Origin of the sequence: Pandoraea soli, assembly GCF_902459595.1 — a bacterium.
Taxonomy (GTDB): Bacteria; Pseudomonadota; Gammaproteobacteria; order Burkholderiales; family Burkholderiaceae; genus Pandoraea; species Pandoraea cepalis.
This window is the reverse complement of the sequence record NZ_CABPSG010000009.1, coordinates 99,707-123,567: the sequence shown is the minus strand read 5'-3', so window position 1 is coordinate 123,567 and position 23,861 is coordinate 99,707. Positions and strand designations below refer to the sequence as shown.

The 23,861-nt window shown below is 60.0% G+C and carries 19 protein-coding genes and 1 tRNA gene; 10 read left to right on the top strand and 10 right to left on the bottom strand.

What is annotated here, in order from left to right:
* Positions 1–23: 23 nt before the first annotated feature.
* Entirely contained in the window at positions 24–989 is a 966-nt protein-coding gene (locus PSO31014_RS16365; protein WP_150552581.1) for a Bug family tripartite tricarboxylate transporter substrate binding protein, read from the bottom strand.
* 319 nt (positions 990–1,308) lie between these two features.
* On the opposite strand from PSO31014_RS16365, the gene PSO31014_RS16360 reads away from it, so the two are divergent.
* The 4 genes from PSO31014_RS16360 to PSO31014_RS16345 all read left to right on the top strand — a co-directional run bounded on the left by PSO31014_RS16360 (position 1,309) and on the right by PSO31014_RS16345 (position 6,217).
* Positions 1,309–2,130: an IclR family transcriptional regulator gene (locus PSO31014_RS16360; protein WP_150552580.1), complete on the top strand. Its 822-nt coding sequence runs from the start codon at positions 1,309–1,311 to the stop codon at positions 2,128–2,130.
* 342 nt (positions 2,131–2,472) lie between these two features.
* Entirely contained in the window at positions 2,473–3,795 is a 1,323-nt protein-coding gene (gene tcuC / locus PSO31014_RS16355; RefSeq protein WP_150552579.1) for an MFS transporter, read from the top strand.
* A 76-nt stretch (positions 3,796–3,871) separates the two neighbouring features.
* Positions 3,872–4,609: a substrate-binding domain-containing protein gene (locus PSO31014_RS16350; protein WP_150552578.1), complete on the top strand. Its 738-nt coding sequence runs from the start codon at positions 3,872–3,874 to the stop codon at positions 4,607–4,609.
* 189 nt (positions 4,610–4,798) lie between these two features.
* Entirely contained in the window at positions 4,799–6,217 is a 1,419-nt protein-coding gene (locus PSO31014_RS16345) for an MmgE/PrpD family protein (protein ID WP_174976544.1), read from the top strand.
* A gap of 103 nt (positions 6,218–6,320) precedes the next feature.
* Here PSO31014_RS16345 and PSO31014_RS16340 read toward each other — a convergent pair whose 3' ends face one another.
* On the bottom strand, positions 6,321–8,369 hold the full coding sequence (locus tag PSO31014_RS16340; RefSeq protein WP_150552576.1) for a 3-hydroxyacyl-CoA dehydrogenase NAD-binding domain-containing protein: 2,049 nt from the start codon (positions 8,367–8,369) through the stop codon (positions 6,321–6,323).
* Between the two features lie 307 nt (positions 8,370–8,676).
* Here PSO31014_RS16340 and PSO31014_RS16335 point away from each other — a divergent pair, with 307 nt between their 5' ends.
* Together PSO31014_RS16335 and PSO31014_RS16330 are read left to right on the top strand one after the other, a co-directional pair.
* Positions 8,677–9,603 carry a LysR family transcriptional regulator gene (locus tag PSO31014_RS16335; RefSeq protein ID WP_150552575.1) on the top strand — a complete coding sequence of 309 codons (927 nt, stop codon included), beginning with the start codon at positions 8,677–8,679 and terminating at the stop codon, positions 9,601–9,603.
* A gap of 802 nt (positions 9,604–10,405) precedes the next feature.
* Positions 10,406–10,948, top strand: coding sequence for a GIY-YIG nuclease family protein (locus PSO31014_RS16330; RefSeq protein ID WP_150552574.1), 543 nt, complete (start codon positions 10,406–10,408; stop codon positions 10,946–10,948).
* 289 nt (positions 10,949–11,237) lie between these two features.
* Here the strand turns inward: PSO31014_RS16330 and PSO31014_RS16325 are convergent, their stop codons facing one another.
* Positions 11,238–12,248, bottom strand: coding sequence for a hypothetical protein (locus PSO31014_RS16325; protein ID WP_150552573.1), 1,011 nt, complete (start codon positions 12,246–12,248; stop codon positions 11,238–11,240).
* 557 nt (positions 12,249–12,805) lie between these two features.
* Between PSO31014_RS16325 and PSO31014_RS16320 the strand changes: the two genes are divergently transcribed.
* A protein-coding gene (locus PSO31014_RS16320) for an IS3 family transposase (RefSeq protein ID WP_174976543.1) occupies positions 12,806–13,947 on the top strand; the annotation gives its coding sequence in 2 pieces (ribosomal slippage) (positions 12,806–13,043 and positions 13,043–13,947; 1,143 coding nt in all).
* 95 nt (positions 13,948–14,042) lie between these two features.
* On the opposite strand, the gene PSO31014_RS22880 is transcribed toward PSO31014_RS16320, so the two are convergent.
* Positions 14,043–14,546: a site-specific integrase gene (locus tag PSO31014_RS22880; RefSeq protein WP_343039589.1), complete on the bottom strand. Its 504-nt coding sequence runs from the start codon at positions 14,544–14,546 to the stop codon at positions 14,043–14,045.
* A gap of 580 nt (positions 14,547–15,126) precedes the next feature.
* Positions 15,127–15,203, bottom strand: a tRNA-Arg gene (locus tag PSO31014_RS16310).
* Between the two features lie 187 nt (positions 15,204–15,390).
* On the opposite strand from PSO31014_RS16310, the gene rocD reads away from it, so the two are divergent.
* Entirely contained in the window at positions 15,391–16,596 is a 1,206-nt protein-coding gene (gene rocD / locus PSO31014_RS16305; protein ID WP_150552571.1) for an ornithine--oxo-acid transaminase, read from the top strand.
* A 72-nt stretch (positions 16,597–16,668) separates the two neighbouring features.
* Here rocD and PSO31014_RS16300 read toward each other — a convergent pair whose 3' ends face one another.
* Positions 16,669–16,998, bottom strand: a complete 330-nt coding sequence (locus PSO31014_RS16300; protein WP_017233940.1) for a DMT family transporter — start codon at positions 16,996–16,998, stop codon at positions 16,669–16,671.
* A 175-nt stretch (positions 16,999–17,173) separates the two neighbouring features.
* Between PSO31014_RS16300 and alaC the strand changes: the two genes are divergently transcribed.
* Positions 17,174–18,391 (top strand): alanine transaminase, encoded by a 1,218-nt coding sequence (alaC, locus tag PSO31014_RS16295; protein WP_150552570.1) that lies wholly within the window; start codon positions 17,174–17,176, stop codon positions 18,389–18,391.
* Positions 18,392–18,471: 80 nt separating this feature from the next.
* Here the strand turns inward: alaC and PSO31014_RS16290 are convergent, their stop codons facing one another.
* From PSO31014_RS16290 to PSO31014_RS16275, 4 genes are read right to left on the bottom strand one after another with little or no spacing between them, the layout of a single operon-like run.
* Entirely contained in the window at positions 18,472–18,885 is a 414-nt protein-coding gene (locus tag PSO31014_RS16290) for a PPC domain-containing DNA-binding protein (RefSeq protein ID WP_150552569.1), read from the bottom strand.
* Complete coding sequence (locus tag PSO31014_RS16285; protein WP_150552568.1) at positions 18,882–19,418, bottom strand: PPC domain-containing DNA-binding protein; 537 nt, start codon at positions 19,416–19,418, stop codon at positions 18,882–18,884. Before PSO31014_RS16285 ends, PSO31014_RS16290 begins: the two co-directional genes overlap by 4 nt.
* Positions 19,415–21,022, bottom strand: a complete 1,608-nt coding sequence (locus PSO31014_RS16280; RefSeq protein WP_281349128.1) for an acyl-CoA synthetase — start codon at positions 21,020–21,022, stop codon at positions 19,415–19,417. Before PSO31014_RS16280 ends, PSO31014_RS16285 begins: the two co-directional genes overlap by 4 nt.
* Positions 21,023–21,074: 52 nt before the next feature.
* Positions 21,075–22,241: an acetyl-CoA acetyltransferase gene (locus PSO31014_RS16275; protein ID WP_150552566.1), complete on the bottom strand. Its 1,167-nt coding sequence runs from the start codon at positions 22,239–22,241 to the stop codon at positions 21,075–21,077.
* Positions 22,242–22,826: 585 nt separating this feature from the next.
* Between PSO31014_RS16275 and PSO31014_RS16270 the strand changes: the two genes are divergently transcribed.
* Complete coding sequence (locus PSO31014_RS16270; RefSeq protein WP_150552565.1) at positions 22,827–23,846, top strand: TRAP transporter substrate-binding protein; 1,020 nt, start codon at positions 22,827–22,829, stop codon at positions 23,844–23,846.
* Positions 23,847–23,861 lie beyond the last annotated feature (15 nt).

Genomic DNA, 23,861 nt, shown 5'->3' with positions numbered 1-23,861 from the left:
AGTTGCTCGGCGATTCGACGCCGTCAGTTGGATTCAATGTGGTTTTCAACGATGACCTTGTGCCAACGTGCTTGTTCGGCCCGCACGAAACTCTCGAGCTCCTCGGGGGTACTCGCCGTAATGGACAACCCTTCATGCTTGATTTTTTCGGCAAACTCGGGCGTGTGCGTGGCTCGCGCCGCCGCGGCGCGCAACTTCTCAACGACCTGGGGCGGCGTACCGGCCGGGGCGAACAGGCCGTACCAGGCCTCGATCGAATAGCCAGGGACCGTTTGGGCAACCGTGGGAATTCCCGGGAATGCGGGCGATGGATTGGCGGTCGTCACAGCCAACGCACGCAGCTTGCCGGCTTTCACCAGGTCGGATACTGCGGCCGCAGTGCCGAACATGATTTGCACGTGTCCGCCGAGCAGGTCCGTCAGTGCCGGGCCGGCGCCCTTGAAAGGCACCTGGGTCAACGAAACTTTGGCAAGGTTTTGGAGCAACTCGCCCGCCATGTCTGCCGATGTACCAATACCTTGCGTCGCAAATGTCACGCTGCCCGGATGCGATCTGGCTGCATCAACGATATCCTTCACCGACTTGAACGGACTGTTGATCGGAACCACAAGCACCGTCGGTCCACGGGCAATCAACGAGATCGGCGCGAAGCCTTTCTCGGTCGAATAAGGCAACTGCTTGTGCAGACTGGGATTCACGACGAACGCGAACGTGTGCATCACGACGGTGTAACCGTCCGGCTTGCTGCGCGCAACCTCATTGGCGCCGATGATGGTGCCTGCCCCGGGACGATTGTCGATGACGACCGGTTGACCGAGCGTGCTTGCCATGCCGACACCGAGTGCTCTGGAGATCAAATCGGTGCCTCCGCCCGGAGAGAACGGTACGACGATGTGCACCGGCTGATCCGGGTACGCCGCGTGAGCCAAGGGAATAGTGACGCCGGTGGAAACGACCACGGCGCCCAGGCCGATCAGGGCCTTGCGCATCAATGCAAACATGCTTGTCTCCTATCTACGATTCGGTCTTATGCCTAAAGCCCCTCACGGTTCATGCACGGGCATGCCGAGTTGGGTAAAGCCAGTCTAGCCGCGGAGCCCACGAAATCCGATGGGCGATTTTCAAAGAGTGAAATTTCAATGCAGTGTCGATGCTGTTGGGGCAAAATGCCGTTCAGGCGCACAGAAGCGCAACAGTGACGCGCAGCAGCAAAAGTAGAGGGTGCCCAGACGCCTTCTGGCGCCAACATCGACATCGATCCGTCGATACGAGGCCTAGGACTCTCCTTCCTAAAAGGGATTGCCATCCATGACACGTCAGATCTCGCAAAGCGCGGCAAAATCGCTCCAGCCCGGCAAGCCGGGGCGCTCGCCTGCGAACCGCTCGCTTGAGCGAGGTATCGAAATCCTTCGCGCCTTTCGCCCGGGTTCGGAAGTCCTTGGCAACGGCGAACTCGCGGAGCGCACCGGGTTGTCGCGCGCGACGGTGACCCGCCTGACGCAGACGCTGACCGGTGCCGGCTACCTGCAACTCGATCGCAATGCTCGAGCGTACCGACTGGCGCCCGCCGTTCTGAGCCTTGGACATGCGATGAAGACTGGCTCTGGGCTACTGAAGATCGCCGCCCCCTTTATGCGGACGTTAGCGGAAAGTCAGCGCATCAACGTGGGCATCGCGGCACCGGATCGTGACGAGATGGTCTATCTCGAATCCATTCGGTACAGTCGCAGAGTGGCATTGCGCCAGGTGGTATCGGGCCAACGCGTGCCAATGGAGCTCACATCGCTCGGGCGCGCGTATCTGGCGACGCTCACCGACACGGAACGTCATGCGCTCCTCGGGTTCTTCGAGCGCAAGTGCGGAGCGCATTGGTCAACGATTTCCAAGGGGATCGACTTGGCGGCCGAGCAAATTGCCGCTCACGGATACTGCGCGGTTTCGTGGCAACCCGAAGTCGTTGCGGTGGCAAGTCCAATACGTTTGTCTGGCGCCATCTATGTGCTCAACGTCAGCACGTCCACCAGCGATGCAATGCAGCCTGAGATCGAGCGCCTGGCCTTTCATTTGTTGAAGCTCATGCGGGACGTGCGCCAAGGACTGGAAATGGAGCATCCGGGAGACATCGGATGAAGGCCGCGCCCCCCCATTCCTGAGATCGGGAAATGAGATTTCCCGGCCGCTTTAGCCAGCTTGAACGCCCAAGACCCACACCGTTACCTCCGCCGGTTCCAGACGCCGGATCTGCCGAATCAATTTCAATGTATGGAATTGCTCTCTTGTAGACCGCTGCGCAGACGAACTAATAATGATCATGTGCGCTAAGCACATGACTCAAATAATGACGGAGACAAACGATGCACCCACCCAATTCCGGATCATCACGGCGAGCAATCCCATTCGTCCGTGCTTACCCCTCCATGGACAAGGCACACGCGCAGATGCGTGCTGCCACGATTCGCTGAGGGGGCTCCCATGAAAGACACGACCCGGTCGAGGATTCCGGCAATACTCCGCGTGGCGAGCGGAAACTTCATGGAGATGTTCGATTTCTTTCTCTATGGTTTTTACGCGCGATACATATCTGCCGCTTTCTTCCCTAGCGAAAATCATTATGCGTCGCTCCTTCTTACGTTCGCTACATTTGGCGCGGGATTCCTGGTTCGACCGATCGGCGCCATCGTACTTGGCAGTTACATCGACCGCGTGGGGCGCCGAAAGGGGTTGACCGTCACACTCGGCATCATGGCGATTGGCACTATCTCAATCGCCGCCGTGCCCAGCTATGCCAGTATCGGGATCATTGCGCCGATCCTTGTGGTGCTCGGACGGTTGATCCAGGGCTTTTCAGCAGGAGTGGAACTCGGCGGCGTGTCCGTCTACCTTTCGGAGATCGCACCGCCGGACCAAAAGGGATTCTATGTTGGCTGGCAGGCGTCTAGCTTGCAGGTCGCGACGATGGCCGCCGCAGGGCTCGGTTACCTCTTGAACACGCTCCTGTCGCCCGAGGTCATTCACGCGTGGGCTTGGCGCATCCCCTTCTTTATCGGCTGTCTGATCGTCCCGCTGATCTTTGTGCTGCGACGCTCGCTGGAAGAAACCGAAGCGTTTCTGGCCCGCAAGCGTCCGCCGACGTTCGCGGAGATTACAACTTCGCTGATCACGAACTACCGACTGATTGTCATTGGGATGATGCTGGTGGTGATGACGACTGTGACGTTCTATCTGGTCGCTGTCTACACCCCAACGTTCGGGCGAAGTGTGCTTGGGTTGAGCGCCGCCGACAGCCTGCTCGCCACGTTCTGCGTCGGGTTGCTTAGCTTCTTTTGTGTCCCCGCCATGGGCGCGCTCTCCGATCGAATCGGCCGTCGACCGCTGCTGCTCACCACCACCGGCTTGGCCATCGTGACGGCATACCCGCTGCTGTCGTGGTTGGTCTCGAACATTAGTTTCGGCAATCTGTTGATGACGGAACTCTGGTTCGCGTTCCTCTACGCGGCCTACAACGGCGCCGCGATGGTAACGCTCACGGAAATCATGCCGCCGGAGGCCAGAACAGTCGGTTTTTCGTTCGCTTTCAGCCTGGCCGTCGCCATTTTCGGGGGATTCACTCCGTTGATTTCGACCTGGTTGATCCATGCGACCGGCGACAAGGCTTCGCCCGCGTATTGGCTGATCTTTGCGGCGATTTGCAGCGGCATCGCAACGTTCATGCTACCGAAATCGAAAGCCGCGGCCGTTACGCCAAATGATTCATTTTCCCAATTGATTCCTTCCGCATCCCGGTCGGAAGACTAATCCCACTGAACAAGGCAACTCGACCGGGCTTTGCTCGGTCGCTTGCCAACCACCGCCTTTTCCCGACCACACAATAATGAGCGACACTCTCGAGAACGAACTGAAGGTTCTGACAACCGGAATCCTCAAGCAGCCTCTACGCGAACTTGCAAGGCAATTCGAAGCCGATCACGGATGCCGGGTTGCGGCTTCCTGGGGACCCTCCGCCGGTAACTCTCCCGAGGCCAACCAGGTTCGAATCAAAAATGGTGAACACGTCGATGTCCTGTTAATGGTCAGCACGGGCATGGACAATCTGATCCGCGAGGGCCATTTCACGCCCGTCGTCCGCCAGGACGTAGTGACTTCGAAGATTGGTGTCGCGGTACGTCAGGGACATCCGAGCGTGGATGTCAGTAGCGTGGAGGCATTACGGCAGGTGCTTCTGAACGCGCACTCCATCGGGTATTCCGAGGGCGCGAGTGGGAGCTATGTCGAGAACACGCTATTCAAGCGCATTGGAATTCAGTCGGAACTTGCCGGCAAGATGCATCTCGTCTTGGGGCAAAAATTCGTCGGAGAAGCTGTCGCGAGCGGTGAGGTAGAAGTCGGAATACAACAGATCAGTGAATTGAAGCTCGTATCAGATATCACTATCTTGGGGCCGTTGCCCGACGCGGTTCAATACACGAGCGTGGTGTCCGGCGCGGTGTCATCAAAAGCGCGCTGTCAGGACCTTGCCACGCGTTTCCTCGATTTTCTCTGCTCCGACGCAGCAACCGATACGTTGCTCAAAGCCGGGCTCGAAATTGCGCCGCGCCAGATCGCTCCGTAAGCGGCAGTGGGGGCGAATGTGATTTGCCGCCCCGCGCTTAGGGGCTCCCAGCCCCCGCTGGGTTGACACCGCAACATGGCCCCCAGCGAGCATCGCGCGAAATCACCCACTCGTCGGACGTATGCCGACGCCCACCGCCGGGGTGACGATCTAACCGTCATCCCGTATGCAGCAGGACTCCCCACGACCATGGAATCCAAAAATCTGATCCGTCATTTGGCTCAGCATGTGCACTCGACACGCTTTGAGGACCTGACGCCAGCCGAAGTCGATCGCACCAAGCAATGCCTTCTCGATTGTCTCGGCAATATGCTGGCAGGGCGGTTCAGCGGTAAAGCGGACGGATTTCTTCGACACGCAGCCAGTAGCATCCAGCCTGATGGCGCGACCATCTTCGGGTTCCAGAAAGTGACCCTTGAGAAGGCAGCCTTCTGCAACGCTGCCTTTTCCAGAGTCATGGACCTTGACGACGGACATCGCCGAGCCATGGGACATCCGGGTGTCGTCATCATTCCCACCGTGCTCGCCGTGGGCGAAGTACTACACGCCACCACCCAGGAAGCCATTGCGGCCATTGTTTCTGCCTACGACGTGTATGTCGAAATCGGTATGGCGATCAATCCGTATTCATACACCGTGAAGGGCTTCGATACTACGGGTGTCGCGGGAACCGTTGCCGCTGCGGCAGCCATTGCGAAGCTGAAGCACCTAGATATGGAGACGACCAAGCACGCCATGGCCATCGCGGCCCTGCATAGCGGTGGCTTTATCGAATATCTGAGTGACGGCTCTTCGGGAAAGTTGCTTTGCCCTGCGTGGACCGCGGCAACCGGGCTCAGAAGTGTCGAAATGGCGGAATGCGGCTTCACTGGCCCCGACAGTGTGCTTGAGGGAACGCATGGGCTATTCCGATGCTTTTCCGAGAATGCCGACCTATCGAACTTCGGCGCGACGTTGGGTACGACGCGACACATCATGACGGCCTACTTCAAGGCACATGCGTGCCTGCGACGCCTTCATGCCGCGATTGACGCGCTGCTGGCCGCACGCAAGCAGCATGCGCTTTCACTGGAGAACGTTCGGCGAATTGTGGTTAGCGCCGGCGACTTCGTCCTCAAGGCGGATGCACGGCGGCCATCAACGCTGGTGGCCGCGCAAGGCAGCATGCCATTCGTGCTTGCGGTGGCGTTGAAACATGGCAAGGTATCGCATGAGTCGCTACAGACGTCCATGGGCGACCCCGAGCTTGAAGCGGTCCAGGACACTATCTCGCTCAACTTCTCGGAGGCAATCTCGGCGCGCCAGGCTTCCGATTCCAGCCTATGGGGAGAAGTTCAACTGGAGATCGAAGCGACAGACGGCCGCGTCATTACTCAACATGCGGCGTTTGGCTCGGGAGAACCTGAGGCACCCATGTCATGGGACGAACTGCAAAGGAAGTTTGTGGATCAACTCCAGCGCACGCCCGCGGCGTCTGACGCGCTCCGACTGGCGTCGTTTGTCGCCCAGTTCGACGCTATTGCCGGCGTCGACACATTCGTCCAGACGATTTCGCTTGCGTGCCCCGCCCCGAACGCTGCGAACCCAGCCATAGCGCAGGGCAGTTGACGACTTCAGTGCCCGCCATCGACTTGCGTTGCCGGTCATCGGGCGCGGGAACTTGACGACCGGCGCTATCGCGGCGTGCTGAACCGCACGCCGCGACGAACCATCAACGCATCAGGACGGATTCGAGGTCGCCCAAGACGAATCCGTGCCCGGCTTCCGCCGCCAGTGCCTTCAGTTCCGCTTCCATCGCCGTGCGGTCTTGCTGCCGAGCCCAGAATACAGGCCCGCCTTCCCATCGAGGAAAGCCATAACCCTGCACCATCACCACATCGACATCGCTCGGGCGGCTTGCCACACCTTCCGCTAGCAGCAGCGCAGCTTCATTCACCATCGATAGCAAGGCGCGCCGCTGGATTTCGAGCGGCGATAGTTCCCGACGGACAATGCCGCGCGCTGCGCTTGCCCGCTCAATCAGCGCTCGAACGTGACTATCGGCCGTTCTCGATTGCTTGCCGTCAACGTAAGTGTAGTAGCCCGCTCCCGCCTTCCGACCGATGCGCCCCGCTTCGCATAGCTGGTCTGGAACGGTGACGTAGCGCTCGCGCGGATCGCGCGTCGATGCCCGTGCCTTGCGCATGCGCCACGCAATATCAAGTCCTGAGAGATCAGCGACCGCAAACGGCCCCATGGCAAAGCCCATCGTCGTCAAAGCGTTGTCGATGTCCTCCGGCCATGCACCGTCCTCAAGCATGAACTCGCACTGTCGCCGATATGCACTGTAGATACGGTTGCCGACAAAGCCGAACGCGTTGCCTGTCATTACCGGGATCTTTTTGAGGGCAACGGCGAAATTCATACCAGTCGCCATCACGTCGGCAGCAGTGTCGCTACCACGAACCACCTCGATCAGCTTCATCACCTGCGCAGGACTGAAGAAGTGCACGCCAAGCACGTCCCGAGGGCGCGATGTCACCGCAGCGATCGCATCAACGTCCAGGTACGATGTATTTGTCGCCAGAATGGCGCCCGCTCGCGCGTGGGCGTCGATCTGGCGGAAGACTTCCTGCTTGACTGCGAGATCCTCAAAGACCGCTTCTATCACGAGGTCTGCCTGCTCCAGCAGTGCCCATGACGTACTCGTGCAAAGTCGCTGTGCATTCGACGTAGCGGTATCGCTCAGAAGTTTGCCGGCAACCACGCGCGATTCATAATGTTGGAGAATGCGCTCGCGGCCTCGCGCAAGCGCTTCGTCATTCTGCTCAAGCAGTAGCACATTCAGACCGCAATCGAGTGCCGAGATCGCAATGCCGGAACCCATCGTTCCCGCGCCAATTATCGCAACGCACTTTATCGGGCGCGCAGTAACCTGAAGGTCAGGCGGCAGCCTTGCAGCGTCCCGTTCCGCCTTGAACTGGTAACGAAGCGCTTGCGCGGCTGTCGTTTGCATGAGCGCGAGGAACAGTTCGCGCTCCCGGTTCATGCCCTCATCGAATGGCAACGACGACGCGCTAAGCGCATCAAGCAGCGCAGCGTACGCCGGCTGCAACCGTTGCCGCACCGTCAATTTTTCCCGCTGCGCCTTGATGGCATCCTGGACTACACACACGTCAAGTGAGCGATCGCGTGCGCGCGGATAAGGGGTTCGTCGTTCGGCCATTTCGCTGGCCAGCGCAATGGCCGCGCCGATGACGTCGCTTGCCACAACCTCGTCAAACAGACCGATGTTCGCAAGTTGACGAGCCAACTGGGGAATTCCGCTGGACATCAGCGCGTGAGCCTGTTCGATGCCAATCAGGCGAGGCAACCGTTGCGTCGCGCCCGAGCCAGGGATAAGCCCCAAGTTAATCTCTGGCAAGCCAATCCGCGCATTCTCTTGAACGACGCGACCGTGACAACCGAGGGCGAGCTCCAGTCCACCGCCCAACGCCACGCCGGCGATGGCGGCAACGACGGGCTTCTCGCTCGTTTCGAGGCGCGTAATCACCGTGCGCAGGATCGGTTCCTTCAGTTGAATTGGCTTCCCAAACTCCCCGACGTCCGCACCCGCGGAGAAAGCGTTGTCATTGCCCGTCAGAACGATCCCACGAATCGCGGGATCTGCCAAAGCGGTGTCGAGTTCATCGAAAATGCGCTCGCGCAGCGCGTGGGACAGACAATTGACAGGCGGATGATCGAGCGCGATGACCGCGATGCCGTTCAGGTTGTTGTACACGCTCACGCCCTCGTCATCGTGCGGATGTGATGGCGCTCGCTTGCTCGCCCTCGATGTGGATCAAGCTCCGTCGTGGTGTTAGACGCGATAGTCATGAACCGCGCGCGCGCGTCGGTTTTCCCATCGATAAGCAAACGCCCCACGCGAATTAAGCGCTGAGCGGTTTCAGTTCCGATTTCGCCGGTTTCTATGGCAAATGGCATTACGTCTCCTTGTGAACCCAACGTATTCTTCACTCATCGATTCGACTTGACAATCACAAGGATCATTAACAATATGTTCAAAATTTTTTACATATAGAGATGCGATGGATGCCCACTCGCTGGTACTTTTTGTCGCAATCGTGGAAGCGGGTAATCTCAGCCTTGCTGCGCGAAACATGAAGATGACCCGCGCCAATGTCAGTTACCACCTCACTCAGCTCGAGAAATCGGTCGGCATGCAATTGATGCGACGTACCACGCGGCGAGTGGAGCTCACGGAGGTCGGTCAGCGGCTTTATCAGCACGGCCTGGTCATTCGTGACGAAGTGTTGGCCGCCAAGGAGTCCGTAGCGATGTTTGGCAAGAGCTTGCATGGATCGGTGCGCCTGAGCGTGCCGACCGGATTCGGTCACGTCGTGATGTCGGCATGGTTGATCGAATTCAAGCGTCGCTACCCCGAGATCTCGTTGGATTTGCTGTTCGACAACCGCGTTGACGACCTATTGCGAGAAGAAGTTGATATTGCCGTTAGAGTCATGTCGGAGCCGCCTCAGAACATGGTCGCTGTCGAGCTGGTGCAGGTCCGCCACATCATATGTGCCTCTGCGGATTATGCGCATGCACATCAAATGCCAGTTCGCCTGGACGACCTCCGCAACGTTCCTCTGATCACTTCATCCGTCGCCGGGCGCGACCTGCGCGTTTCTGCGTATGAGGGTGAAGAACGACGGGAATTGACGCTACATCCCACGTTGGCTTCAGAGAATTTTCAGTTTCTGAGGGAGGCGATCCTTGCGGGGCTCGGCATAGGGCTAGTCCCCGACTATGTCGTCGAGCATGACGTAAATGAGGGGCGGATGGTGATAGGGCTACAGAACTGGCGTCTCAGCGTATTCGGCGCTCGTATGTTCCTGCTTCGAATGCCGGGTAGATACCAGACACTTGCCGTTCGAACACTGATCGACTTTGTCGTTGAAAAGGCCAGGGCCTGGGGGAAGGGTAGCGGTCCAATGAATCCTGACACGGATTAACGCGAGAACGCTCACCGAAAGTCACTGGCATATGCCATCTGGCAGAGCAGATGGCAGCATCTGCAATTACGGTAGCCGAATTTGGCATTGAAACAGATGAGCAACACCTTTATATGCCGATGGAGCGAACCGGAACGTGTAAATTTCGTTGTCAATCGATGCGAACCGCGCGATCGGCAATTGGTGCAATGGCCGCACGTTCTACGTGCCGAAAATCGCGGACACAAGTAACGCATCGCAAACCGAAGCCCGCGCAATCGAATGGAATTTCAGGGGGGAAGCTGGCCTGCCCAGAGGGATTCGAACCCCCGACCGTCGGCTTAGAAGGCCTCGCGTTTGGGCGGCGGCGGGGCTGAGAGCCCCTTGCCTTCTATCCAACTGAGACGCGTGTGTCAGCGGATTATAGCGGGCGGTGTGATGGGAGTGTGACGAGTGGCGTGCGAAGAGACGGAGGGAGGGTCGCCGCTGGAAACGCGAAAAGGGAAGACGGATACGTCGTCCTTTCGAATCCGGTGGGGGCACAGGGCTCGAACCTGTAACCACTGCCGTGTGAACGGCTCCCTTCGCGTCCACGCTCCGCGCAGCCGCTCCTGCTCTACCACCGGGGTGCTAACTTCCGGTGAAAATCAGCAGAGTGTCTCGGAAAACGTCTCCGGGACTTGGTGCGAAAGGTATCTTGCCTGCCGTGTATCGTCAATCGTAAGTTTGTCGGGCAAGCTATGTCGAACACAGCTCGCCTCACAAATCTTTCCCGTCAGGTATCATTCGCTCCGAGCTTCAAATCAGAAAAGAATAATCAATCATGCCAATCATCAAAAATTTCGGTTTTCTTTGGGAACGGAAATACATTTATCGCGGAATGGGTGGCGATGCCGGGCACTTGAAGGGCGAAGCGCCAGCTAGACCAATCGCTGACTTTCGCGAGCAAATCGGAGTCTATGTCCTCTACGATAGGAATCAAACCATCGTCTACGTCGGGCAGGCGGGGAACGGCAACGCAACGCTGTTCACTCGACTTAAAAACCATATGGATGGGGCTCTCTGGAATCGATGGGAATATTTCAGCTGGGTTGGATTCCGTAGCGTTAATGCAGGCGGAGCATTAAGCGACCATCAATCAGTCGATTCCGGCGTTTCGGGCTTCAAATACGCCGATGCCTTGAACGAGATTGAGGGCATCCTGATCGAAATCATCGAACCAAAACTTAACAAGCAGGGCGGAAAACTCAAAGGGGCAACCGAGTACTTCCAGCACATTGACGATAAGGTGGCAGGAATCTCTCACAACGATCTGTATGCCGAATTGCGGCAACTTACCAAAACGGTCGAGTCCCTCCATAGATAACCGCGCACGGTCGCTCTGAACCCGCCTTGCAACTGGCATCGCTTTCCACATACCGGAAATCTTTTCGCCAGCCCGATAATCTCGTTTTTAGTCTCGCCGTCGGCTTAGAAGGCGCTCGCTTTAGGCGCCAGCGGGGATCGGGGCCCCTTGCCTTCAATCCAACTGAGACGCGTGTGTAAGTGAATTATGGCGGGCGATGTGATGGGAGCGTGGTGAGTACCTGCGTCGACACACGGTCCCAGCCCCCCCCGCCCACACACACATGATTAGCGATACGCAGATCAATCAATTACAAGTTATCAAGCAGGTCGCCGGTCTGCCCCGAAAAAGGCTCAAGATGGCTGAAAATTAGTTTAGGCCGCGTCGCACCGACCCCGCCCTTTTCGTCCAGGCGGTCCACAACCCCAACAAGCCTACATTTCTCGAACAGCATTGGCTTAAACGGTACGATGTTTCGCGTCTCCGGATACGCAGTAAGGATATGCCCCCGGTACTTGAAGCCCATTGACTGAGATGTCTTGTTCTCTCGTGTAACTTCCCCGCTCAACACAACTGATGCTCCGTGAATTAGCTCAGGGAACAGCACTTCATCCGTCACGTCATCTTCTTCGTCTACGAAAATTGCTTTGTCATCGACGGTAATAATCTCTTCATCGATCGATTCTCCCATTACTACACCAATCGAAAGGGTAGTTTTAGAGTCAACATTTGATGCCAATCGCTCGAGAATCCGGGGACTACAATTGGCGTAAAAATCTAGGTATTTCCGAGGGACATATAGATATTCCCCCTTGTCATTCTGGATGCCAATCAGCTCGTTGTTATCCGAGAATTTGACATTTTCAAATTGTCGTTGGAACAGATTTCCAAGGTGCTTACCAATTTTCGCCACCCATTTGACTGCTTCTAACGCCGTCTTGAATACGTCTTTGAACCCAACACCGTCGAAATCCTTCTCGGCCATCTTCTTCGCGGCATTCGTGACGTATGCGGTCGCTGCTATACCCGCCCCGAGCTTGAGCAAAGTCTCAATATCTGAGGGGATAGCAGCTAACCACGATCCCTTTTGGATACGAACTGGAATCTCAAAGTCGACGTCTCGCAAGTCCGGGGCCTGTGCAAGAACAAAATATCGGAGGGCGTCATCAAATCCAAGGAGTGCATTGGCGGACTTCCTTGCGTCGAAGGCGCCGGACTCTAGGCGCGGCCCCTCGTATTTTACAAACCCGATAAATTCGTCCGCATCCTGATTTTTCAACCCTTCAGACTCCGCTGCTTTTATCGAGTTTCCTGTTGCCATATATTAGAATCCTAAGTATCTGGTCATGTGTCCCCACCCGAAAGTATAACCAAATGTCAGGAGACTGAGGCCGTGGCTGGCACATAGAGATGCATTTGTGCGACATCGGTTCTACCCCTGAGATTCGCGCACCACCATATAGCAGTTCAAGCAGCCCGGACCAAAGTTCGTTTCGGATTTGCGCGAAGGTCGCGCCGCTGCCGCTGCGCAGCCCTCCTACGCCGCCCGGCCCGTAACTTGTTGCGTGACATCTGCCAGTCAACGGCTTACGCCGGGGAAACTGCCCCTGCCCGCAATTGCCTCGTCAACCGATGTCTCGTGGACCGTAAATCGTTGCGCGCATAGAAACACATCAGCAGCGAGGGATGGGGGGGCGCCCACACTGCCGTGATGCAACTCAGCGTTTCTCTCCGTATTCGTAGGGACCGCAAATGAATTCATTCGCTGATAAGCCCTGTCAACATGGTTGACAACTTCGGCTCATGCGGGAGATATGGACCGACCAGCCTTTCGTAGACATCTTCGAGCCATAATTTATGGCAACCGAGGAGGTCAGCATGAGCGGCAAGCGGTACACGGATGAGTTCAAGATCGAGGCAGTCAAACAGGTAACCGAACGGGGTCATTCGGTGGCGGATGTGGCGCAGCGGCTGGGTATCACGACCCACAGCCTTTACGCCTGGAAACTGAAGCTCGGCAGGCCCGACGTCGTGCGGCAGGCGGAGCTGGATCAGAGTGCCGAGGTTCGGCGACTGAAGGCTGAACTCAAGCGCATGACCGAGGAGCGCGACATTCTAAAAAAAGCCGCCGCGTACTTTGCAAAGGGATAACGGCAAGGTACGCGTTCATGCGAACCCATCTCGGCGAGTTCCGCCTGCACTCGATGTGCCGAGTCCTTGGAGTGCATCGCAGCGGCTATTACGTCTGGCAGCGGCAGACAGTCGGTGCCCGCAAGCGTGAGGATGATCGATTGCTCGGTCTGATCAAGCATTCCTGGTTGGCCAGCGGCGGCGTCTATGGCTACCGCAAGGTCACAGTGGATTTGCGTGAATCGGGCGAAACGTGCAGCCGTCACCGCGTCCATAGCCTCATGAAAGGCGAAGGTCTGCGGGCAGAAGTAGGCTATGGCAGTAAGCCCCGCTATCGGGGTGGTCCGGTCGGTGTAATCGCCAACGTGCTGAACCGTGAGTTCGCGCCAACCGCACCGAACCGGGTTTGGGTAACGGACATCACGTACATCCGGACCTACGAGGGCTGGCTGTATCTGGCGGCTGTTATGGATCTGTACTCGCGCCAGATCGTCGGTTGGGCTACGCGCTCGACGATGACCAGCGATCTGGTTTTACAGGCGCTGTTGGCTGCGGTTTGGAAACGCAAACCGGGCCCCGGAGTCATGGTGCATTCCGATCAGGGCAGTCAGTTCACCAGCGATGACTGGCAGTCATTCCTGAAGGCGCACCATATGGTGCCAAGCATGAGTCGGCGCGGTAATTGCCACGACAATGCCGTGGCCGAGAGCTTCTTCAGCGCCCTAAAAAAGGAGCGAATCAAGCGGCGCATCTATCCGAGTCGGGCGACGGCGACCTCGGACCTGTTCGATTACATCGAAATGTTTTATAACCCGGTTTGTCGGCATGGTTCCGCCGGCGATCTTTCACCGATTGAGTTTGAGCGGCGCTACGCGCTAAACGGCTCGTGAGTGTCTATGAAACTCTGGCCGGTCCAGTTTTGTGCCGACAGATTGCCTCGGGAGTGTGACGGGGATGTGTCGCGGATAAAGCCGCAGCAGTGCCGCTACCAAAGCTTCTTCGCCAAGTCCTCTGCCCTCAGATGCGTATATCGCTGCAACATCGAGAGAGTCTTATGGCCCGTTATTGCTGCGACCTCCATCATCGCAAGACCTCGCTCGAACAGCCGACTCGTCGCCTCATGACGTAGATCGTGAAATCGGACATCCGTCAAATACCCGGGGCTTGCCCCGCCCTCGCCCACATACTGATTTCGGGCGCGGGCCGATGCACGGTCGAACGCCTGTGTAATCGAGTCAGCCGCCAGTCCGAACACGGTGCCAGCGTCACGCGGCCCCGCTTGTGCCAGCACAGCAACAGCTCCGGACGAGAGAGGTACGGTGCGTGGCACATCCGTCTTGGTGCGCGGAATATGCGCGGTGCGCCGCTGAAGATCGACATACTCCCAACGCAATCCCGCGATTTCGCCACGCCGCATTGCCGTCTCGACCGCAAACCGGATGACAAGCTCAAGCACCGCAGAATGCGACGCACGGCCGATTGCTGCCATTTCGGCCCCCCGTCACCCTACGAGTTCGGCCGGGAGGTTTCTGAGGCTTCCTGACCAGCGCCGTCGGGATTCCCGCAGGCAAGGCGACGCCCCATTCGGATACGGCGTGTCGCAAAGCGCGACTTATGAGGTTCAGTTCATGGATAACGGTCTGCGGACCGACTGCGCGCAGACGCATGTTCCGATACTCAACCAACACGGCCGGGGATAGCGCAGGAAGACTGTACGCGCCGAGAGTCTGCTTGATCGTTCTAGCCCGGCCGAGATCACTCTTGCCGCTCCGCTTCGTCGGGGATACTTCGGCACAGTAGCGGTCGAGCAACGCCGCCAGAATCTCGCCGTGCACAGGTGGAGGGAGGAACTGTCCGCGATCAATTTGCGCTTCAAGCTCACGCCCCCATTGGGCGGCATCTGCCCGGGTACTGAAGGACTGAGTACGAGGCGGGTGCCCCTTCTTGCGCACTTGGCATTGCCACTTCGCGCCAAGCTTCCGGATGGTCGCCATGTGTCCTCACTGTGATGAAAGTGTGATGAACACGCGACTCGATGGAACCGGGCGACCGTAGGCCCTTGAATTGGCTGGCCTGCCCAGAGGGATTCGAACCCCCGACCGTCGGCTTAGAAGGCCGATGCTCTATCCAACTGAGCTATGGGCAGTGCGTGATGGCGGCGACAAGACGTCGCTGCCGGCGGGTTTTGCTGTGACGCGATAACGCATCACGTCCAAGCAATCGACGATTATAGCGCACGCGCATGCCAATTTCATCGGCGTCGCTTCAGGAGATGTCCCCCTTTGCGTGCCGTCTCGTTCGCCTTTAGACTGGCAACGTGGAGGAGCGCGAGCATGAACGAAATCGAACGCGAACAACGCTTTGGCGCCCACAACTACGCGCCGCTGCCCGTCGTGCTCTCGCACGCCAAGGGCGTCTGGGTCTGGGATGTCGAGGGCAACCGCTATCTCGACATGATGAGCGCCTACTCCGCCGTCAGCCACGGTCATGCGCATCCTCGCCTGGTCGCCGCGCTCACCGCGCAGGCACAACGCCTCGCCGTCGTCTCCCGCGCCTTCTACACCGACCGGCTCGGCGCCTTCCTTGAACGATTGTGCGACCTCACCACACTTGGCGGCGCACTGCCGATGAACACCGGCGCGGAAGCCGTCGAAACCGCCATCAAGGCCGCCCGCCGCTGGGGCTACAGCGCCAAACGCATTCCCGCCGACAAAGCCGAAATCATCGTCGCCGACGGCAACTTCCACGGTCGCACCACCACCATCGTAGGCTTCTCGTCCGAACCCGCCTATCGCGCCGACTTCGGACCGTTTGCGCCCGGATTCGTGCGCGTGCCCTTCGGCGACATCGACGCCGTGCGCGCCGCCATCACCCCCAACACCTGCGCCGTCCTGTTCGAAACGATCCAGGGCGAAGGCGGCATCGTGGTCCCGCCCGACGGCTTCCTGCGCGCTCTGCGACAGCTCTGCACAGAACACAACGTGCTCATGCTGCTCGACGAAATCCAGTCGGGCCTCGGACGCACCGGCCGATGGTTCGCCTATCAGCACGAAGACATCGTGCCCGACGGCGTGATGCTCGGCAAAGCACTCGGCGGCGGCCTGCTCCCTGTGTCCGCCTTCGTGGCGCGACGTGACATCATCGACCTGTTCGAACCCGGCAGCCACGGCTCGACCTTTGGCGGCAACGCGCTCGCCGCGACCGTCGCGCTCGAAGCGCTCGATGTGATGGCCGACGAAGACCTGCCGGGACGCAGTGCCGAGATGGGGGAATACCTGCTCTCGCGATTACACGCGATTCACTCGCCGCTCATTCGCGAAGTCCGCGGCCGCGGCCTCTGGGCCGGCATCGAAATCGACCCCGCACACGCCGACGCACACGACCTGTCCGTGCGCATGCTGCGCCGTCGTGTGCTCGCCAAGGAAACGCGCGCGACCGTGCTGCGCCTCGCACCGCCGCTCGTCATCGAACGCACGGAGATCGACACCTGCATCTCCGCCCTCAAGGCCGTGCTGGCCGAAGCGGAAAACGAGGTCTGACACGAAGCCTGACGCGAGGCCAGACCAGACACATGCGCGCCAGAGCGCTCGTGCATTCAAGCGCAGCGCCCGTCAATGCGCCGACGACTTCGACCAGAGATTCATCACCAACACGCCCGCGATGATGAGCGCCATGCCGATCAGCGCAGGGGCGTCGAGCTTCTGACCGAACAACACGCGTGCGGCGATCGAGATGAGCACAATGCCGAGTCCCGACCACATCGCATAAGCCACGCCCACGGGAATCGTGCGCAGTGTGAGCGACAGCATGTAGAACGCCACGCCGTAGCCCACCACAACCAGCGCCACCGGCCCCACGCGCGTGAATCCCTCCGAGGCCTTCAGCGCCGACGTGGCAATCACCTCCGCCACGATCGCCACCAGCAGGTATAGATACGCCATCGACACTCCTTTTCCTCGAATTCGCGGCCGATCATCATAACCGACGGGTTCTCCGCCTGGCCCCGCAAAATTCACTTGCCCAAGCGCCCCGCGTCGCGCTACAGTCACCGTCACGGTGTGGCCAGCACACCGGCGTCGCTCGGACGGTTCCGGGCGCTTACGTTCCAGGATTCTCATGTCCAGCTCTCAGGGCTCGCGCAGCTTTACGCGCATCAATCGTCTTCCCCCTTACGTTTTCAATATCACCGCCGAGCTGAAGATGGCCGCGCGCCGACGTGGCGAGGACATCATCGATCTCTCGATGGGCAACCCCGACGGCGCGACCCCGCCGCACATCGTCAACAAGCTCGTCGAAGTCGCGCAACGCCCCGACACACACGGTTATTCGACGTCGCGCGGCATTCCGCGTCTGCGCCGCGCGATCACGCGCTGGTACAAGGATCGTTACGACGTCGATCTCGATCCCGAGCGCGAAGCCATCGTCACGATCGGCTCGAAGGAAGGCCTCGCTCACCTGATGCTCGCCACGCTCGATCAAGGCGATACGGTGCTCGTGCCGAATCCGTCGTACCCGATTCACATCTACGGCGCGGTCATCGCGGGCGCGAACATCCGCTCCGTGCCGATGACGCCCGGCATCGACTTCTTCACCGAACTCGAGCGCGGCATTCGAGAAAGCCATCCGAAACCCAAGATGGTGATCCTCGGCTTCCCGTCGAACCCCACCGCCCAGTGCGTCGAACTCGAATTCTTCGAGCGAGTGGTCGACCTCGCGCGCAAGCACGACATTCTCGTCGTGCACGATCTGGCCTACGCCGATATCGTCTACGACGGCTACAAGGCGCCCTCGATCATGCAAGTGCCCGGCGCGCAGGACGTGGCCGTCGAATTCTTCACGCTCTCAAAGAGCTACAACATGGCCGGCTGGCGCATCGGCTTCATGGTCGGCAATGCCGAACTCGTCGCCGCGCTCGCGCGCATCAAGAGCTATCACGACTACGGCACGTTCACACCTTTGCAGGTCGCCGCCATCGCCGCGCTCGAAGGCGATCAGCACTGCGTCGAAGAGATTCGCGCACAATATCAGCGCCGCCGCGATGTGCTCTACAAAGGGTTGACGGAAGCGGGTTGGGAAGTCGATCTGCCGCGCGCGTCGATGTACATCTGGGCGCGCATTCCCGAACCGTATCGCGCGCTCGGCTCACTCGAATTCGCGAAGAAGCTGCTCGCGCAGGCCAAGGTCTCGGTCTCGCCGGGCATCGGCTTCGGCGAGTATGGCGACGAATATGTGCGCTTCGCCTTAATCGAGAACGAGTCGCGCATTCGTCAGGCCGTGCGCGGCGTCAAGCACATGTTCCGCGAAGACGGGCTGGTGCACCCGACGGTCGCCTGAGCCGCGACGGCTTACGCCCCAAAGCAACGGGGAGTCCGAAGACTCCCCGTTTGCCTTGCCCTGATCGATGCCTACGCCCCCTATGCGGGCAACCACTCCTGCAACGTCACTTCAATGGTGATGAACGAGAGGTTGCCGCCGCGCACGAAGCGCCCGGCGAACATGCGCCCGTCGGTGTCCGCGACCATGCCGTGCAGCGTGGGAAGCTCGCTCACCGCTTCGGGCCGTACGTCGACCTCACCGAACACATTGAGGATTTCCACCCCGGGCCCACTCACCCGCTGCTCACGCCAACCGTCGCCCGCGCGAAACGCCAGACGCGCGTCGATCAGGCTTCCGACGGCACCGCGCACGATGGCGCGCGAGATGGCATGCTCCGCACATAACGCTTCGATGCTTTCCGTCAAGTCCTGATTGGGTTTGAGACGGGCTACGACCAACCTGCCGAGCGTGCCGTTCTCGATGTCGACCGGGATATCCAGTGCGGCGCTCATGAGAGATCTCCCGCGATGGGATGCAGCAGACGGAAACGCGTTTCCTCGTCATCCGCACTCACGTAGCCGCCGCGCTCGAACAGACACAGGCGAATCACGACCGGCTCGTCGCCGGCCCATGTGTGATCGAGAATCAGATGGCCGCCATGCAGCTCGCCGCTCGGGTCGGAAAACCCCGCATGGCAATGCAGCAGCGTGGCGCCGTCGGCCGTGCGGCCCACAGTGATCGCGCCACCGATCAGATCCACCTCCCGGATTTCGTCGACCGGCGCCCCATAGCCAAAGGGACGCTCCGCGTCTGCGGTGGTCTCGATCATGTGATACCGCAGACCTCGCGCGGTGCCCGCGCAGAAACGGCCGACGCCGCCACCATACGCATAGCGGGATAACGCTTCGCGTAAGGACTCGCCGAGATTCGCACCCGACCGGATCGTGACGCGCAGTTCGTGCTGCCCGCTCAACACGCAGTCTTCCACACGGGGTAACGTGGGGGCGCCTGCATGTTGATAGATCCGTGAAAGCGCAGGTTTCATAGTCGATAGTCTCCTTGCTCTTCGAGCATCGTCTTGATTTGCTTCTTCACGATCTTGCCGTAGCCCGACTTGGGCATGGCATTCCAGAATACGAAGCGCCGCGGCCACTTGTAGCGGGCGATACGCGCTTCGAGATGTCCGAGCAGTTCATCGGCCTGAGCGGCCATGCCTTCCCGGGCGACCACCACGGCAAGCCCGCTCTCGCCCCACTTGGGGTCGGGCACACCCAGCACCGCGCACTCCGACACGGCCGGGTGCGTGAGCAACGCTTCCTCGATCTCGCGCGGATAGACGTTCGAGCCGCCCGAGATGTACATGTCCGACGCGCGGCCCGTGATGTACAGGAACCCCTGCGCATCGACGTGTCCGAGATCGCCGGTGTGAAACCAGTCGTCCTTGAACGCCTTGGCATTCGCCTCCGGATTGTTGTGATATCCCATGAAGACGGCCGGACCGCGCACGCAGATCTCGCCCGACGCGAACGGCGGCTGACGCTCGCCACGCTCGTCGAGAATCGCCACCTCCATACCGGTACGCGGCACGCCGCAGGTGCCCACGCGCGCGTCGGGTGCGTCGTCGTCATCGGTGTGCAGCCACGGCGGCAACACGGTGATGTTGCCCGTCACCTCGCCCAGCCCGTAGTACTGCACCAGCACCCGCCCCAGCTTGCGCAGCGCATATTTCTGATCGGCACGATACATCGGCGCCCCGGCGTAAATCACGAACCGCAGCGAGCGATGGTCGTAGCGATCGACGGCCGGGTCTTCGACCAGCATCTTGACGATGGTCGGCACCGTGAACATGTTGTCGACGCCATGACGCTCGATCGCCTGCCAGACTTGTTCGGCATCCATTTTCTCGCCCGGCAGCAGCACGCTGGCCGCCCCGCGCGCCGTATTGACGATGGCGTGAATGCCCGCCCCGTGCGAGAGCGGCGCCACCACCATCGAGCGGCTGCGATAGGTAATGCCCGGCATCAGGTCGGCCAGATGATTCGTCACGACGAACGCCATCTGTCCATGCGAGAGCACCCCCGCCTTCGGATGCCCGGTCGTGCCCGACGTGTAGAAGAACCACAGTGGATCTTCGTACTCGACTTCCGCCTCGTAGCCGGGCGCGCCATGATGTTCCGTGATCAGCGTCTCGTAATGCAATTCCCCTGCGCGTGGCTCGCCCAGCGCGATCACATGACGCAACGCGGGCGACGCGGCGCGCACGGCTTCGACGTGCCCGTCGAAGCCAGCGTCGTAGATCATCACGCACGCACCACTCGATTGGCCCAGGTACGCCGCCTCCGGCGCGGTAATTCGGAAGTTCGTCGGCACCCACACCGCGCCCAGTCGAAAGGCGACCCATGCACTCTCGAAGATGGGCAGGTTGTTGCGCGAGTGAACCAGCAGCTTGTCGCCCTTGCCCACGCCCAGCTTGCGCAGCGCATCGACGGCGGCGTTCACGCGCGCATCGATCTCGCCCCATGTGCTGACCTTGTCGCCGACAATCAGGCCGGGCTCGTCCGGATGACGTCGGGCAACGTCGGCCAGCAGGCGGCCGAGATTCATGACCTTCTTGAGCATGTCGCTCGTCTCCTCGTTCTTTTCGCTCAGCCCCGCCCGGCAAATGCCGGGCAGCCTGCCTCACCACCGTTCAAGCGAAGCATCAGCGTGCTTCGAGGATGCTCACGTAATTGGCCACCGCCGCGCCGCCCATGTTGAACACGCCCGCGAGCCGCGCATTGGGAATTTGCATCTCGCCCGCGGTCCCCGTCAGTTGCATCGCGGCCATCACGTGCATCGACACGCCCGTGGCGCCGACCGGATGGCCCTTCGCCTTCAGGCCCCCCGACGGGTTGACCGGCAGCAGACCGTTCTTCTCCGTCACGCCCTCGGCGACCAGGCTCGCACCCTGCCCCGGTTTGGCCAGACCCATCGCCTCGTACTCGATCAGCTCGGCGATCGTGAAGCAATCATGCGTCTCGACCAGCGACAGATCCCTCAACGAGACACCAGCCACCCCCAATGCCTGACGCCACGCATGCTGGCCGCCTTCGAACGCCAGCGGATCGCGCCGCGAGAGCGGCAGGTAGTCGTTGACCTGCACCGCCGCGCGAAAACCGACCGCCTTTGGCATCGTGCGCGCCACGTCGGCCTTCGAGATCACGAGCGCTGCCGCGCCGTCCGACACCATAGAACAGTCGGTGCGCTTGAGCGGCCCGGCCACGAACGGATTCTTCTCGGAGACGTTGCGGCAGAAGTCGTAACCGAAGTCGCGACGCATGTGCGCGTAAGGATTCACCGACCCATTGCGATGGTTCTTCGCCGCAATGCGCGCGAGCGCATCGGACTGATCGCCATAGCGATCGAAATAGGCCTGCGCGATCGTCCCGAACACGCCGGCGAAGCCGCCCGGAATGTCGGCCTCTTCGCGTGCATACGAACACTTGAGCAGGACCTCGCCAACCTGCGGCGTCGCCAACTCGGTCATCTTCTCAAAACCGATCACGAGCACGTGAGTCGCCTTGCCCGCCTCGATGGACTGCAAACCACCGTGCACGGCCGCCGACCCCGTTGCGCATGCATTTTCGTAGCGCGTGGCCGGCTTGAAACGTAGTCCGGGAATGCGATTGAAAACGAGCGACGACGGAAAGTCCTGGTACAGGAAGCCACCGTTGAACGTGCCGACGTGAATGGAATCGATCTGCTCGGGCGCGAGACCCGCGTCGTCGAGCGCGGCTTGGGCGACATCGGCCAGCAGGACTTCGGCATCGACGTTATCGAGTTTTCCGAACTGGGAGTGGGCCCAGCCGGTGAGGCATGCAGCTACCATGAAGTGTCTCCGGAAAAATGAGGTCATCCCGCTCCGGTGAGCAATTTCAATGCCAGACCTGTGCGGCACAGCCCCGCCGTGCGCGCCCCACGAGCGCCCGCGCTCCATCGCCGTCTCGCTGCGTCCTCCTCGCCGCGTTCGCGTGCGTGGCGCACTCGCCGTTGACGTAAGCGTAAAGCCGCCGTCGATGGCCCATCAAGCGAATTTGTCGGCGCGCCGGGTCAGCGCTGCTTGCTGCACCGCAACGCGATATCTCGCACCTAAAACCCAGCGACACCTGTCGCATCGTTGTCGTCTGCCGCATGCGACAGGTGTCGCAGCACGGGCAGCCGATGCGACAGGTGTCGCACAATCTGTCGGCCAACCAAACAATGTCCGCGGCGCGGGAGGTCAACAATGCTTAATAACGTAAGGGTTTTCCCGTCCGAACGACGATCTGGCACTCGATTTGCGTAAGATAGCCAAGCCACTTGCGAGCCGCGTCACGCTCGCCTTACGAGATGGCCGAGGCGTTGCAGGGCAACACGTCCGCCCACCTCGCGCTTCAGACGCAGTCACCAAACCTAAAATCAGGAGACATGCAGTATGAGCAACATGGATCGCCGCCACTTCATCAAAGTCGTGGCAGCCACGTCGGCCGCCGCCGCCACGGGCTTGTATCAGACGCAAGCGCACGCTGCCGAATTCACGCTGAAGTTCGCCAACAATCTTCCCGTCAGCCACCCAATGAACGTTCGCGCCAAAGAGATGGCGCAAAAGATCGCGGAGCAGTCGAAAGGTCGCATCGACTTCCAGATTTACCCGAACAACCAGTTGGGCAGCGACAGCGACATGCTGAGCCAGGTTCGCTCGGGCGCCATCGACTACTTCACACTCTCGCCGCTGATTCTTGGCACGCTCGTGCCCTCGGCGCAGATCTCCGGCGTGGGCTTCGCGTTCAAGGACTACGGTCAGGTATGGGCCGCGATGGACGGCGACCTGGGCGCCCACGTACGCAGCCAGATCGCAAAGACTTCAGTGTTCGCCTTCGACAAGATCTGGGAAAACGGGTATCGCCAGATCACCACCAGCAGCCGCCCGATCAATTCGCCGGCCGACCTCAAGGGCCTGAAGATCCGCGTGCCGACGAGCCCGCTGTGGACGTCGATGTTCCGCGCCTTCGACGCGTCGCCCACGTCGATCAATTTCTCCGAGGTGTATTCCGCCCTGCAGACGCACATCGTCGAAGCCCAGGAGAATCCGCTGGCCATTCTGACGACGGCCAAGCTGTACGAAGTGCAGAAGTACGTGTCGATGACGAACCACATGTGGGACGGCTTCTGGTTCCTTGGCAACAAGCAGAAGTGGGACAAGCTGCCGAAGGATCTGCAGGCGATCGTCACCGCCAACGTGAACGCCGCCGCGCTCGCGCAACGCGACGATGTGCGCAAGCTCAACGACAGCGTGACGACCGAACTCAAGCAGAAGGGCCTCGTGTTCAACGCACCGAACAACGAGCAGTTCCGCGACAAGCTTCGCGCCGCCGGCTTCTATGCCGAATGGCACAAGAAGTTCGGTGACGAAGCGTGGGGGATGTTGGAAAAGTACACCGGGAAGCTCGCGTAAATGGAAACGTTGACG